This is a genomic window from Hymenobacter sp. BT559, assembly GCF_016427535.1.
Taxonomy (GTDB): Bacteria; Bacteroidota; Bacteroidia; order Cytophagales; family Hymenobacteraceae; genus Hymenobacter.
On sequence record NZ_JAELXV010000006.1, the window covers coordinates 359939 to 373761 of the forward strand.

A 13823-nucleotide genomic window follows, 5' to 3' on the forward strand; every position below is an offset into this window, starting at 1 on the left:
CGCGCGGCCGGGCGCGAGCCCTAGGACCCCTCCTGCCCCTAGGCCAGTAGGTAGCCGTACTCCACCAACTCGTCCCGAAAGTTGGGCCCGAGTTGCAGCAGGCGGCCTTGCTGTAGTAGGTACACCACATCGCACAGCGGCAGCAGCTCGGCGTAGCGGTGGTCGGTCAGTAGCAAGCCTTTGCGCTGGCGGGCCTGCTGTAGGGCGGCCCCTAGGGCTTCTACGTGCACCGGCATGATGCCCGTGAATGGCTCATCAAACAGCGAGAAGGCGGTGTTGGCATGTAGTAGCAACAGCACTTGCCACAGCCGCGCCGAACCGCCCGATAGCTCACCTAGGTGGCAGTCGAGCTGGGCCGGCAGCTCCGGGAAGCCCGCGCTGGCCGCCAGCGGGTCTACGCCCAGCAGCCGAGCGGCCCGGCGCAGCGTGAGGCCAGCCGGCAGCAACGGTGCCTGCGGCAAGTAATTGAGCAAGCCCGGCGTTTGGAAAGCAGGCACCACGCGGCGGCCATCTACGCGCACCGAAGCATCGGGCACCGCGCGGGCGCCAAATATTGCCTGTAGCAACGTTGATTTGCCGCTGCCGTTGCGCCCCAATAGCCCCACGATTTGGCCGGTTTGCACGCGCAGGTAGATGCTAGCTAAAATTTGCCGGCCGTCGAAGGCGACGCGGATACCATCGGCTTCCAGCACGTGCGAGCCACTGCCAACGTATTCGTTTTTCAGGCCCATAACCGCGCTATTACTTGGGCTGCTGCGATAAATAAGCTGCCATCGAGCACGGCCACGCCGCCCCACAGCCAGGCGCGCGACAGCCCTAGGTTGTAGTAGAACCAGTACCGCTGCGGGCGCATCTCACTGGCTAAGTACCACACCGCCAATCCGCTTAGCAGCTTGGCCAGCAGCAGGCCGGCCGACAGGCCGCTTGCCTTTTCCTCGTGCAAGCCTGCCACCTGCATCATTGCGGGTAGCTGCATCACCAAGAGCAGCGCCGCGCTGATGAGCAGCAGCACCGGCGCCACCTCGCGGTAAAACAGCCATATTCCCCGAAGCCGCGTACCCCACACTGCCATATGATTTAGCTAGTTAAGACAAGCCCAACGCAGCTAGCCACGCCCTAGTATTCAGCTCACTACCCCGGCCCGCGCAAACACCGGAAACACTACTTCTCGCTCGCCCGCGCCCCAGAGCCGCGTTAGCTCCTCGGCCACTAGCAGCACCGCATCGGCGCCGTCGTGCTGCCGGGCGTAGTTGGCCACCGCCGACCATGTGCGCAAGTAGTCCAAAAACCATTCGGCCGACCACTGCTTGCGCACCTCAAACCGCGCCCGGCGCACCCTAGCAAACGGAAATTGCAGCCGGGCGTATTCATCCAGCACGTGCCAGCGGTTGGCGTCCCAGTAGGGCCCCACGGTTTCGTTGTGGAAATGCAGTAGCAGCGCATCTAGGGCGGGCTCGCCGATTTGCACCAGCCCGTAGCCCCACTCGGCCAGCACGGTGCCGGGGCCGGACACCCGGCGCACCTCGGTATGGTAGGCCGGCAGGTCGAACCAGTGCACGGCTTGCGCCACCGTTATCAGGTCGAAGCGCTCGTCAGGGAAAGGCGTATGCTCAGCCGTAGCTACTTGGTAGTGCACATTGGGCAGCGCGGGCGCCTGGGCCAGCTGGTTGGCGCTGAGGTCCGTAGCTTCTACTTCCTGGAAGTGCTGTGCCAGCACAGCCGCAACTTGGCCGTTGCCGGTGGCGCAGTCCCAGGCGCGCAGGCGGCCGGCCACCTGCGGCAATAACCAGGCGTAGAGTTCGGACGGGTAATCAATACGATAGCGGGCGTACTGGGCAGCCTGGGCAGAGAAACGGTCGAGTGACATGGCAGTGAAGGTAGGCAATAGCTGGGCACTTATTCCGTGTACCTTTGTTGGTAGTTGTCAGGATGTAGTTGTTCGGTGTCGGTGTAAAAAACGCTTGACTACTACCTAATACCCATCCGCAGACAACTACTACTATAAGCGGTTCGCTGACCAGGACTTAAAAGGTCAGCCCCTATTCTTTCACTTTACCAGCTGAACCTTTGACGTTCCACGAATTTAATCTCCACGACGACCTGCTGGCCGGCGTGGATGCCATGAACTACCTCAACGCCACGCCCATTCAGGAGCAGGCGATTCCTAAGATTCTGGCGGGCAAGGACCTTATCGCCTGCGCCCAAACCGGCACCGGCAAAACGGCCGCCTACCTCGTACCGCTGCTCGACAAGATTTCGCACGCTGGGCACGGCACCACTTCTACGCTCATCCTGGTACCCACCCGCGAGCTAGCCACTCAAATTGATGAGCAGGTTACGGGCTTTGGCTACTTCGTAGAAGCTTCGTCCATTGCTATTTACGGCGGCGGCAAGTCTGAGAACTGGGAGCAGCAGAAGCGCGCACTCACTAGTGGCGCCGACATTATTATTGCTACGCCCGGCCGCCTTATCGCCCACATGCAGCTCGGCTACGTCAAGTTTGAGGACCTGAAGTACTTGGTGCTCGACGAGGCCGATAAGATGATGGACATGGGCTTCTCCGACGATATCCTAAATATCGTGCGGCAGCTGCCCAAGGAGCGTCAGACACTGCTGTTCTCGGCCACCATGCCCAGCAAAATCCGCGACTTCTCGCAGCAGATTTTGCACGAGCCCGACGAGGTGCGCCTCGCCGTGAGTAAGCCCGCTGCCGGCATCAACCAGCAGTTTTACATGACCTTCGACCACCAGAAACTACCCGTACTGGAGCACCTCATCAAGGCCCAGGATGTGCAGAGCATGGTGTTGTTCACGTCTAAGAAAGCGGCCGTGGCGGGCATTGTGCGCTCGCTCAACAAGCTGGGCTACCCGGCCCAGGGCATCAGCTCCGACCGCACTCAGGAAGAGCGCGAGGAAACTATGCGCGCTTTCAAAAACAAGCAGTTTCCCATTCTGGTAGCCACCGACGTGGTGAGCCGTGGTATTGACATCGACTCGCTGAGCCACGTGGTAAACTTCGACGTGCCCCGCGCCGCCGAAGACTATGTGCACCGCATCGGCCGTACGGCCCGCGCAGCTACTACGGGCACGGCCATCACCTTCATTGCCGACCAAGACCAGGACCGCATTGTTAAAATCGAGAAGCTTATCGAGCGCGAAATCGAGAAGCAGGCTATCACCGAAGCCCTAGGGTATGGTGTAGCGCCTGAGTTTGACCCTAAGCGCTTTAGCGGCCTGCGCGGCAAAACTGGCCCCCGTGAAGGAGGCCGCAGCGGTGGCTCGGGCGGCCGCGACCGTGGCCCCCGCCGCGAAGGCGAAGGTGGCGACCGCGGCCCTCGCCCGCCCCGCGCCGAAGGTGACCGCCGCGGTGGTGGTGGCCGCGACCGTGGCCCCCGCCGCGAAGGCGACGCCAAAAATGACCCGCAGCGCGCCGAGCGCCTAGCCCAAGCTGCCGCCCGCCTGGCCGCCATCGACGCTGGCCAAGCCCCAGTAGCGCCCTACGTGGCCCCGCCCCGCGAAGGCCGCCCCCCGCGCCCCGAAGGCGAGGCAAAAGACGGCGGTACCCGCCCACCACGTGCCCCGCGCCCACCCCGCGAGCCGCGGGCCGAAGGCGCCACCGATGCTCCGCGCGAACCGCGCGCCGAAGGTGAGAAGCCAGAAGGCCAACGCCGCCGCAAGCGGGGAGGCCGCAACCGTAGCGGCCGCGGCCCTCGTCCCGCTGAGGGCGGCGCACCATCTGCTGAGGCCACGGCTCCGGCACCCACCGAGTAAGTAAAAGCATTTTAAACGAAAGAGCCCACCCGCATTGCAGAATGTGGGTGGGCTCTTTCGTTTGAGCTATACAAGCGCCAGGGTAGCTGACCTATGCGAGGTGGCAAAGAGGAGTCCGCAGCAGACTAACCAAAAAAGGAGGAAAAATACGGGCTATTTCGGATATATACGGCCTAAGCACATTTTAAAGCTTAAAACGATTTGCTCATAACCACTTGAACAATAATCCATTGAACTGTTATTTACACGCTTATAGCGTGGGTAATATAAGGCAAAATTTCGTTTTTTATTCCCCGGATGACTTTCTACCTTTGTGCCCCTATTGAAAGTTGCCTGCGCTCTGCCCAGAAAAATTGTGAATAAACCGTCGCTGCTGCTCCTGCCGGCCCTAGCCGCCCTGGGCCTCACTACCCAATGCCAGTCGAGCAAACCCGCCGCGACGGCCGCCACTACCTCCCCCACCACGGCCGCAGTAGCTACCCTCAAAGAGTACGCTTACACCACTGCCCCCAACGACCCACTGGGTGTGCGCGTGTATAAGCTGGCCAATGGCCTAACGGTGTACCTATCTGATTATAAGAACGCGCCGCGCATCCAAACCTATATTGCGGTGCGGGCAGGCTCTAAGAACGACCCGGCCACGGCCACCGGCTTGGCACACTACCTCGAGCACATGGTGTTCAAAGGCACATCGCGCCTAGGTACCAAAGACTGGGCCCAGGAAAAGCCGCAGCTCGACAAGATAGAGGCGCTGTACGAGCAGTACCGCAGCCAGCGCAACGACCCGACCGCCCGCAAGCGCACCTACCACCAAATTGACTCTATTTCGGGCGTAGCCGCTCGCTACGCGGTGCCCAACGAGTACGACAAGCTGATGGGTAGCATCGGCTCAAAAAACTCGAACGCGCATACATCCAACGAGGAAACCGTTTACCAAGAGGATATTCCGAGCAACCAGCTCGAAAAGTGGTCGGCGGTACAGGCTGAGCGCTTTAAGGAAATGGTACCGCGCCTGTTTCATACCGAGCTGGAGGCGGTATACGAGGAGAAAAACCGCGGGCTGGACAGCGATTTCAGCAAGGAGTTTGAAACGCTGAACGCCAGCCTCTACCCCACGCACCCCTACGGCACCCAAACGACCATCGGCACGATTGAGCACTTGCAAAATCCGTCGATTACGGAGATTAAGAAGTACTTCAATCAGTACTATGTGCCTGGCAACGTGGCCCTGTGCCTGAGTGGTGACCTGGATTATGACCAGACCATTCGACTGATTGATAAATACTTCGGTGATTGGCAGGCCAAGCCCGCGCCCGCGTTCAACGCGCCCGTGGAAAAGCCGTTGACCGCGCCCATTACGAAGGAAGTACTCGGGCCACAGGCCGAAAACGTGATGGTAGGCTACCGCTTTGCCGGCAAGGCCACCCGCGACGCCCTACGCCTACGGATGCTGGAGAAAATCCTGACCAACGGCCAGGCCGGCCTCTTTGACCTCGACCTGAATCAGCAGCAGAAAGTACTGCAAGCCAGCAGCTTTACAGACCTCAACGACGACTACTCGACGCACATCTTGTACGGCAGTCCGCGCCAGGGCCAAAAGCTGGAAGAGGTACGCAGCCTGATGCTGGCCGAGGTAGAGAAGGTGAAGAAAGGCGACTTCCCGGAGTGGCTTATTCCGGCCATCGTGAACAACGAAAAGCTGAACCGCACCAAGAGCTACGAAAGCAACGAGGCGCGTGCCAGCGCCATGTACGAGGCGTTTATTGAGCGCGTGAGCTGGGCCGACTACGTGAAGCAGCAAGAAGACTTTGGCACCATTACGAAGGCCGAAATCGTCAAATTTGCCAACGACAACTACGGCCCCAACTCGGTGACCGTGTACAAGCGCACTGGCACCGACCCCAACACGGTGAAGGTGGTGAAACCCGCCATCACGCCGGTGCCCGCCAACCGCGACGCGGCCTCAGCTTACTATACCGAGGTGAGCAAGCTGCCCGCCACCGACCTCGCGCCGGTGTTCGTGGATTACAAGAAGGACATTCAAACGGCCGACCTCAAGCCCGGCCTACCGCTGTACTACACTAAGAATACGGAGAACGGCCTGTTCAGCCTGTTCTATGCCATCGACCTGGGTAGCAACAATGACCCGCGCCTTGACTTGGCTACTGACTACTTGCAGTACCTAGGGACTGGCAACTACTCGGCGGCGCAGCTGCAGCAGGAGTTTTACAAGCTCGGCTGCTCGTTTGCGGTGAGCAGCGGACAAGACCGCATCTTGATGAGCCTCAGCGGCCTCGACAGCAACCTAGAGCCTGCCGTAAAGCTGTTTGAGCAGCTGCTCAACGCGCCCCGCCCCGATGCTGCCGCCCTGCAAAACATGGTAGCCGGCATTTTGAAGCAGCGCCAGGATGCCAAGCTCAACAAGGGCGTTATCCTGAACGCGGCCATGCTGAACTACGCCAAGTACGGCGCCAAGAATCCGTTCACGAACGTGCTCAGTGAGCAGCAGCTTAAAGCGCTGAAGCCCGAGCAGCTGACAGCATTGCTGAAAAGCCTGCCTGCGTACCAACACCGCGTGCTGTACTACGGTCCGCGTGAAGTAGCCGACCTAGGGAATGTGATGCGGGCTAACCACCGCACGCCCGCCACCCTCAAGCCGGTGCCGGCCGCCAAGGACTTTGCGGAGCAACCTTTGAAGGACAAGAAGGTCTATTGGGTTGACTACAAGATGGTGCAGGCCGAAATCCTGTTCCTGACCAAGGGCGACCTGTACAGCAAGGCACTGGCACCCACGGTAGCACTGTATAATGAGTACTTCGGTGGCGGCATGGGCAGCATCGTGTTTCAGGACTTGCGCGAAAGCAAGGCGCTGGCCTATTCGGCCTCGTCGCGCTACGCGAATGCCGACAAAACCGGGCGCTCGAACTACATCGTGAGCTACATCGGCACGCAGAGCGATAAGCTGCCCGAGGCTATGAGCGGCATGGAAAACCTGCTCACCGACCTGCCGATGGCCGAAGCCAACTTACAGATTGCCAAGCAGTCGATTCGCAACAGTATTTCTACCGACCGCATTACCCACGAAAATATCCTGCTCAGCTACGAGCGCGCGCGCCGCCTAGGTCTCGACTACGACCTGCGCCGCGATGTGTATGAGCAAACGCAAAACATGACCTTTGGCGAGCTCCAAAAATTTCAACAAGCCAAGGTGAAAGGCCAGAACCAAGTGATTCTGGTTATCGGCTCCAAAGACCGTCTCAATTTCAAGGAGCTGGCCAAGTACGGCACTGTGGAGCAGCTGAGCCTGAAAGAAATATTCGGCTATTGATTGTAATGAGTAATGGTTAGTTGTTAATGGTTAATGAGTGGTGACTACCAGTCGCCGATTCAGTATTAATCCTTAACAACTAACCATTACCCATTACTCCCCCCTTTCCCACCCCCAACCTGACTAAACAGAACAATTTTTTTCCTCATGGCAGAGCAGAAAATAACCATTAAGAATGGCAAGCTCAATGTTCCCGACCAACCCACTATCCCCTTCATCGAGGGCGACGGCACTGGGCCGGACATTTGGCGTGCCTCGCAGCTCGTGTTTGACGCGGCGGTAGAAAAAGCCTACGGCGGCAAAAAGAAGCTGGTATGGAAAGAAGTGCTGGCCGGTGAGAAAGCGTATAAGCAGCTCAACAACTGGCTCCCCAACGATACCCTCGACGCATTCCGCGACTACCTAGTTGGCATTAAAGGCCCGCTGACCACGCCCGTGGGCGGCGGCATCCGCTCGCTCAACGTGGCCCTGCGCCAGGAACTGGACCTGTACGCCTGCGTGCGCCCCGTGCGCTACTACGAGGGCGTGCCCTCGCCCGTGCGGCACCCCGAGCTGACGAACATGGTTATCTTCCGCGAGAACACGGAGGACATCTATGCCGGCATCGAGTACATGAACGGCACGCCGCAGGCCCAGAAAATGCTCGAATTTCTGCAGGACGAGATGGGCGTGAAGAAGATTCGCTTCCCCGATTCGTCTTCGTTCGGCATCAAGCCGGTGTCGAAGGAAGGTACCGAGCGCCTGGTGCGCGCCGCCATCAAGTACGCCCTAGAGCACAAGCTGCCATCGGTGACCTTGGTGCATAAGGGCAACATCATGAAGTTCACGGAGGGCGCCTTTAAAACCTGGGGCTACGAGTTGGCCGAAAAGGAGTTTGGTGCTAAGGTGTTCACCTGGGCGCAGTACGATAAAATTGCGGCCAAGCAGGGCCAGCAGGTAGCCGACGCTTTGCAGAAGCAGGCGCAGGAACAAGGCAAACTCATCATCAAAGACAGCATCGCCGATGCGTTCTTGCAGCAAATCCTGCTCCGCCCCGCCGAGTACTCAGTGGTAGCGACCCTGAACCTGAACGGCGACTATATCTCCGACGCGCTGGCCGCCATCGTAGGCGGTATCGGTATCGCGCCGGGCGCCAACATCAACTACGTAACCGGCCACGCCATCTTCGAAGCGACCCACGGCACCGCGCCTAAGTACGCTAACCAGGACAAGGTGAATCCCGGCTCGGTTATCCTCTCGGGCGTGATGATGCTGGAGCACCTAGGCTGGAAAGAAGCCGCCGCCCTCATCAACAAAGGCCTCGAAGCCGCCATCGCCAGCAAGCGCGTAACCTACGACTTCGAACGCCAGATGGAAGGCGCTAATCTGCTCAAAACGAGCGAGTTTGCCGAAGAGATTGTGAAGAACATGTAGTAGCTTGGCAATTGCCAATTACAACGAACCCCCGCGTTGGCTGAAAGGCTGGCGCGGGGGTTTTACATTTAGTTATATGCGACTCTTAGCTTTTAATACCGCACTTAAGTGTGGCTTCTTATTTAGCCTACTATTTATAACCTGCTCCGCTGGAATAAATGATTGCAGCTTAGCTATTGGTAAAATGGTGGATAAAGATTGTATTAAGATTATAGAAAAAGATTTTCTTATCCTAGACTCAAGTATCAATATTGAACCTGGATTTCGATTTATCTATCAAGGAATCATATATGAAGCGGTAGAGAAAAGAAAACATTATAGCTTCATCTCTACTAACGACCCCAACTTTAAGACTCCTGAAGGTATTAGGCCTTCGGATACTTTTGAAAAGCTCAAAGCGAATCCACTTAATGTTAACTTGAAACGTGGCTGGGCTAAAACATATAAATTGCCTTCAGGATGGATATGTGCTTTTAGCTTTGATTCTAAAATCACAAATAAAACACGGATAGATTTTTTATTTAAAGATTAAGTCCGGTTTATATGTATTTAGCGCATTGTATTCTGCTATAGTTCGAGTAAGGTGGTATAGGTGTTATTAAGCTGCAGTAATTACGGGAATTTCACTCAAATTATCACCAGCATAAGTGAATCAGCACTGTTTTGAGTAGGCAGCTACATTTGCGAGCTAACACCTTTGCCCATGCTTACTCCCGAAGACGACCACCTGCGCTATCCTATTGGCCTGCCGCAGCTACCTACTGCCCCACTCACGCCCGCCGAGCGCGCCACCTACCTTCAGCAGCTGGCCGACCTACCGAATGACCTAGGCGCCATGACCATCCGAGTCGGACCTGAGCACCTGCAACTGCCCTACCGCCCAGGTGGCTGGACGGGCCAGCAAGTCATTCACCACGTGGCCGACTCTCATATTAACAGCTACTGCCGCTTTCGCCTAGCCCTGACGGAAGACAACCCAACCATCCGGCCTTATGATGAAGGTACGTGGGCTGAGCTGCCCGACGTAGCTGCTACGCCAGTGGCCGTGTCGCTGGCGCTGCTAGCAAGCCTGCACAGCCGCTGGGTAACGCTGCTACACCACCTCACAGGGGCGCAGTGGCAGCGTACATTTTACCATCCCGAAACCAAGCGAACCACTACGCTTGACCAGGCGCTAGCGCTGTACGCCTGGCACGGGCGGCACCACCTAGGGCACCTAGCTTTGCTCACTGCTTAATATAGTCTAACCTAATGCTTATACCTACTTCTGAGGAGCAGCTGCGCTATCCCGTGGGGCGGCCACAGCTGCCAACTGCCCCCCTCACGGCGGCCGAGCGAGCGCCTTACCTTCAGCAGCTGGCCGACCTGCCGGCCAAGCTGACAGAGGCCGCCCGCCGAGCAGGGGGCGAACGCCTGCAGCTTCCCTACCGCCCTGGTGGCTGGACCGGCCGCCAGGTTATTCATCACCTTGCCGATACGCACCTCAACCTATACAGCCGCTTTCGGCTGGCCCTAACCGAGGACAACCCTACCGTGCGGCCCTTTGACGAAGCGGCCTGGGCCGAGCTGCCCGACGTGGCCGCCACGCCCATTACCGTTTCGTTGGCGCTGCTCGAAAGCCTGCACAGCCGCTGGGTAATACTCCTCCAGCACCTAACGGAAGCACAGTGGCAGCGCACTTTTTACCACCCGCGCTACCACACTACTCTTACCCTCGACCAGGCGCTAGTGCAGTACGCCTGGCACGGCCAGCACCACCTAGGGCACATAGAGCTATTGGCTAAATAGCAATAGCCACAACGGCTGTCATTGCGAACGCAGCGAAGCAATCCTTCCTTGTCATTGGCTGGCGTCAGACAGATGTAAAGGAAAGATTGCTTCGCTGCGCTCGCAATGACAACCGCGTTTTAAGTTAATAGTAACCCTAGGTCTTACTTTACACGGCAACGCCACGTGGAACGATACCACGTGGCGTTGTCGTGTAAAGTAAGACCTAGGATTATTTGTTGCCGCCGCGCACCAAGCTGTTGCCTTTGCCGTAGCGGCGCAGGCTTTTTTCGGCTTCGGGGTTGAGCTGAGCAGCCTTGGTGAGGTCGCGGCGAGCCTCCTTCAAGCGGTCGAAGCTGGCGTAGCTGATGCCGCGGTACTCAATGGCATCGGCGTAGAGCGAGTCGATGGCGATGGCGCGGGTGAAGTCCGACACAGCAGCCTTGTACTGGTACATCTGCATCTTGGCCACGCCCCGGCCAAAGAAAGCCTCCTTGTCGTCGGGCCGGTACTTTACGGCCCCGCTGAAGTCGTTAGCTGCTGCTTTATATTGTTTCAGCATCAGCTCGTTCACCCCTTTGTTATAATAGAGGTCGGGGTTGTTGCGCTGCAAGCGGAGAGCGGCAGCGTAGTCGGGCGCCGCGTCTTTGTAGTTCTTGAGGTTAGAATTAGCCTTAGCGCGCTCTATCAAGGCCCTAGGGTTGCGGGGGTTGGTGCGCAGCGACACGTTGGCGCGGGCCAGTTGGTACTTGTAGTCGGCAACAGTCATTTTCTTTTCGGCGGCGCGGGCGGCCGAGGCCTCAGCGGCCGAAGGTGCGGTGGGGTCGGCGGTAGCGTCGGTGGCCTCGGCGGCAGGGGCATCGAGAGCGGCTACCGATACGCTTCCCTCCGTAGAGGCCGTGGTGGCAGTGGCCGTTTCGGGAGTAACGGGGGCGGGAGCGGCCACGGGGGTAGCCACCGTGCTGCTGGGGCGCTCTTTTTCAGTAGTGGCGGTAGCGCAGCTGGTTGCCAAAGCCAGCCCGGCCAACGCAACGGGTACTAGGTGCGGAAAAACTGATTTCATCAACGTGGATAAGGGGCACGGTATGCCTACTTGTAAAATAAAAGCCAGCGCCTTTTACGGCAAAAGTCCGAACGGTGGTTGCCAACTCCTTGTTATTAGATAGCCACGCCGCCTACCTAGGGCGGGGGGCGTCAGCCTAGGTAGCACGCGCGCCCCCGGCTGGCCTATCTTTGCAGGGCTGGCTTAGCTAGCATTTCTCTTTCTGTTTATTTCCCGCACGTTTTTCTCATGGCATTGCAATTTGACCTGGTAGTAATTGGTTCAGGGCCCGGTGGTTACGTGGCCGCTATCCGCGCCGCGCAGCTTGGGCTGAAAGTGGGCGTGGTCGAGCGCGAGTCGCTGGGTGGCATCTGCCTCAACTGGGGCTGTATCCCCACCAAAGCCCTGCTCAAGACCGCCCAGGTATACGAGTACCTCCAGCACGCCCAAGACTACGGCCTGACGGTGCAGGGCGCTGGCTTCGACTTCAACGCCGTTATCAAGCGCAGCCGGGGTGTGGCCGATGGCATGAGCAAGGGCATCAACTTCTTGTTCAAAAAGAATAAAATCGAGGTAGTAAACGGCACTGGCAAGCTCCTGGCCCCCGGCAAGGTAGAAGTAACCAAGGCCGACGGCACCAAAGAAACCGTGGAGGCCAAGAGCATCATCTTGGCTACCGGCGCCCGCGCCCGCCAGCTGCCCAACTTGCCCATCGACGACAAAAAAATCATTGGCTACCGCAAGGCCATGACCCCCGACAGCATGCCCAAGCGCATGGTGGTAGTGGGCTCGGGCGCCATCGGTGTCGAGTTTGCCTACTTCTACCGCTCCCTAGGTGCCGAAGTAACCATCGTGGAATACCTGCCCCGCATCGTGCCGGTAGAAGACGAGGAGATTTCGCGCCAGATGGAGAAGTCCTACAAGAAGCTGGGCATCAACATCCTCACCAACGCTGAGGTGACTAAAGTGGACACCAGCGGCGCGGGCTGCAACGTGTTCATCAAAACCCAGAAGGGCGAAGAGCAAATTGCCTGCGATGTGGTGCTGAGCGCTGTAGGTGTGCAAACCAACATCGAAAACATCGGCCTCGAAGAGCTGGGCATCAAGACCGAGCGTGGCCGCGTGCTAGTCGATGACTTCTACCAGACCAATGTACCCGGCATCTACGCCATCGGCGACATCATTCCGGGTCCGGCGCTGGCGCACGTGGCTTCGGCCGAAGGCATCATCTGCGTAGAGAAAATCACGGGCCACCACCCCGAGCCGCTCAACTACACTAACATCCCTGGTTGCACCTACGCCCAGCCCGAGATTGCCAGCGTGGGCTTTACCGAGGCCGAAGCCAAGGCCAAGGGCTACGAAGTGAAAGTAGGCAAATTCCCCTTCTCAGCCTCGGGCAAAGCGGCCGCGGGCGGCGTGAAGGACGGCTTCGTAAAAGTGATTTTTGACGCCAAATACGGCGAGTGGCTCGGCGCCCACATGATTGGCGCCAACGTGACCGAGATGATTGCGGAGGTAGTAGTAGCGCGCAAGCTCGAAACCACCGGCCACGAAATCATCAAGTCGGTGCACCCCCACCCCACCATGAGCGAGGCCATCATGGAAGCTGCCGCTGCGGCTTACGATGAGGTGATTCACCTATAAAAAGTATAATCTTTAATAGAAAAGCCGGCCTATACAATAGGCCGGCTTTTTTCGTGCTCTATATTTGATTGCACTTATTCCTATTTCTATCATTTTTAGATGAAACAACAAATTACTCGTTCTCTGGCAGCGCTACTTACAGGCTGCACTTTAGTAGGTAGTGGCTGCGCCGGCTCTTATACACCTATCCGCCCCGACCGCATCGCTACTTATCAATCCTCATCGGTAGAAGCGCCGCTTCAGTTTAGCTATCAGTTTGATGCGCTTCGCACTCAAGGCCGTAACAAGAAGTACATTAAGAAGGAGCAGAAGAAGGGCTACCACGTTATCGCCATACAAGTTAAGAATAATACGGGTGCAGAAATCAATTTTACACGCGACGCCGTTTTGTACTATGGCGACCGCGCTATAGTACCCGTGTCGCCCGACGTTGCTGCACAAGAGCTGAAGCAAGGGGTGGCTATTTACTTGCTTTATGTGCTGCTAAACTTCCGCGTGGGTGCCACAACTACCACCTCCAACGGCTACGTGACATCTACCTCTCCAGGCACTTTTATTCCCACTGGCCCTTTCATTGCGGGCGGCAATATGCTGGGCGCCTCAATGGCCAACGGTAATTTTCGCCGCGAACTTCAGCAGTTTGACCTTACCAACCGCAATATCGCTCCCGGCGAAACGGTTTATGGTCTGATAAGTGTGCGCGAATACAATGTGGCTCCACTGCGGCTAGAGCTACGCTCGGTAGCCTCAACTACCCCCGCCGCGCCCGCCCTGCCCCCAGCTAGCGCCCCTAGACCTACTACTAATTAGTTGGTCAAAAACTCCTAGGTCAATAAAAAAGGCTCCGCGTACGCGGAG

The 13823-nt window shown here is 57.8% G+C and carries 12 protein-coding genes; 8 read left to right on the top strand and 4 right to left on the bottom strand.

What is annotated here, in order from left to right; all coding sequences use genetic code 11:
• Window positions 1-38: 38 nt before the first annotated feature.
• Genes JAO77_RS19580 through JAO77_RS19590 form a run of 3 tightly spaced genes read right to left on the bottom strand, consistent with a single transcriptional unit; the run spans window position 39 to window position 1867 of the window.
• Entirely contained in the window at window positions 39-731 is a 693-nt protein-coding gene (locus JAO77_RS19580) for an ATP-binding cassette domain-containing protein (protein WP_198992122.1), read from the bottom strand.
• Complete coding sequence (locus JAO77_RS19585; RefSeq protein WP_198992123.1) at window positions 722-1072, bottom strand: hypothetical protein; 351 nt, start codon at window positions 1070-1072, stop codon at window positions 722-724. Before JAO77_RS19585 ends, JAO77_RS19580 begins: the two co-directional genes overlap by 10 nt.
• Window positions 1073-1123: 51 nt before the next feature.
• Window positions 1124-1867, bottom strand: a complete 744-nt coding sequence (locus JAO77_RS19590) for a class I SAM-dependent methyltransferase (protein WP_198992124.1) — start codon at window positions 1865-1867, stop codon at window positions 1124-1126.
• A gap of 254 nt (window positions 1868-2121) precedes the next feature.
• Here JAO77_RS19590 and JAO77_RS19595 point away from each other — a divergent pair, with 254 nt between their 5' ends.
• From JAO77_RS19595 to JAO77_RS19620, 6 genes are all read left to right on the top strand, one after another.
• Window positions 2122-3771, top strand: coding sequence for a DEAD/DEAH box helicase (locus JAO77_RS19595; RefSeq protein ID WP_198992182.1), 1650 nt, complete (start codon window positions 2122-2124; stop codon window positions 3769-3771).
• Window positions 3772-4126: 355 nt separating this feature from the next.
• Window positions 4127-7099, top strand: a complete 2973-nt coding sequence (locus JAO77_RS19600; protein WP_370550255.1) for a M16 family metallopeptidase — start codon at window positions 4127-4129, stop codon at window positions 7097-7099.
• A gap of 147 nt (window positions 7100-7246) precedes the next feature.
• Window positions 7247-8512 (top strand): NADP-dependent isocitrate dehydrogenase, encoded by a 1266-nt coding sequence (gene icd / locus JAO77_RS19605; RefSeq protein WP_198992125.1) that lies wholly within the window; start codon window positions 7247-7249, stop codon window positions 8510-8512.
• A 4-nt stretch (window positions 8513-8516) separates the two neighbouring features.
• Window positions 8517-9044, top strand: coding sequence for a hypothetical protein (locus JAO77_RS19610; protein WP_198992126.1), 528 nt, complete (start codon window positions 8517-8519; stop codon window positions 9042-9044).
• Window positions 9045-9215: 171 nt separating this feature from the next.
• Window positions 9216-9749, top strand: a complete 534-nt coding sequence (locus tag JAO77_RS19615; RefSeq protein WP_198992127.1) for a YfiT family bacillithiol transferase — start codon at window positions 9216-9218, stop codon at window positions 9747-9749.
• A 14-nt stretch (window positions 9750-9763) separates the two neighbouring features.
• Complete coding sequence (locus tag JAO77_RS19620; RefSeq protein WP_198992128.1) at window positions 9764-10300, top strand: YfiT family bacillithiol transferase; 537 nt, start codon at window positions 9764-9766, stop codon at window positions 10298-10300.
• Window positions 10301-10511: 211 nt separating this feature from the next.
• Here the strand turns inward: JAO77_RS19620 and JAO77_RS19625 are convergent, their stop codons facing one another.
• Window positions 10512-11342: a tetratricopeptide repeat protein gene (locus tag JAO77_RS19625; RefSeq protein WP_198992129.1), complete on the bottom strand. Its 831-nt coding sequence runs from the start codon at window positions 11340-11342 to the stop codon at window positions 10512-10514.
• Window positions 11343-11570: 228 nt separating this feature from the next.
• Here JAO77_RS19625 and lpdA point away from each other — a divergent pair, with 228 nt between their 5' ends.
• Both lpdA and JAO77_RS19635 read left to right on the top strand, forming a co-directional pair.
• Window positions 11571-12965 carry a dihydrolipoyl dehydrogenase gene (gene lpdA, locus JAO77_RS19630; protein WP_198992130.1) on the top strand — a complete coding sequence of 465 codons (1395 nt, stop codon included), beginning with the start codon at window positions 11571-11573 and terminating at the stop codon, window positions 12963-12965.
• 99 nt (window positions 12966-13064) lie between these two features.
• Window positions 13065-13775 carry a hypothetical protein gene (locus JAO77_RS19635; protein ID WP_198992131.1) on the top strand — a complete coding sequence of 237 codons (711 nt, stop codon included), beginning with the start codon at window positions 13065-13067 and terminating at the stop codon, window positions 13773-13775.
• The last annotated feature ends 48 nt before the right edge of the window (window positions 13776-13823 follow it).

What these genes read in the sequence shown, in the direction of transcription:
- JAO77_RS19580 (WP_198992122.1), bottom strand. Translation starts at nt 731, where the DNA reads ATGGGCCTGAAAAACGAATACGTTGGCAGTGGCTCGCACGTGCTGGAA.
- JAO77_RS19635 (WP_198992131.1), top strand. Translation starts at nt 13,065, where the DNA reads ATGAAACAACAAATTACTCGTTCTCTGGCAGCGCTACTTACAGGCTGC.
- icd (WP_198992125.1), top strand. Translation starts at nt 7,247, where the DNA reads ATGGCAGAGCAGAAAATAACCATTAAGAATGGCAAGCTCAATGTTCCC.
- lpdA (WP_198992130.1), top strand. Translation starts at nt 11,571, where the DNA reads ATGGCATTGCAATTTGACCTGGTAGTAATTGGTTCAGGGCCCGGTGGT.
- JAO77_RS19615 (WP_198992127.1), top strand. Translation starts at nt 9,216, where the DNA reads ATGCTTACTCCCGAAGACGACCACCTGCGCTATCCTATTGGCCTGCCG.
- JAO77_RS19590 (WP_198992124.1), bottom strand. Translation starts at nt 1,867, where the DNA reads ATGTCACTCGACCGTTTCTCTGCCCAGGCTGCCCAGTACGCCCGCTAT.
- JAO77_RS19625 (WP_198992129.1), bottom strand. Translation starts at nt 11,342, where the DNA reads ATGAAATCAGTTTTTCCGCACCTAGTACCCGTTGCGTTGGCCGGGCTG.
- JAO77_RS19595 (WP_198992182.1), top strand. Translation starts at nt 2,122, where the DNA reads ATGAACTACCTCAACGCCACGCCCATTCAGGAGCAGGCGATTCCTAAG.
- JAO77_RS19620 (WP_198992128.1), top strand. Translation starts at nt 9,764, where the DNA reads ATGCTTATACCTACTTCTGAGGAGCAGCTGCGCTATCCCGTGGGGCGG.
- JAO77_RS19585 (WP_198992123.1), bottom strand. Translation starts at nt 1,072, where the DNA reads ATGGCAGTGTGGGGTACGCGGCTTCGGGGAATATGGCTGTTTTACCGC.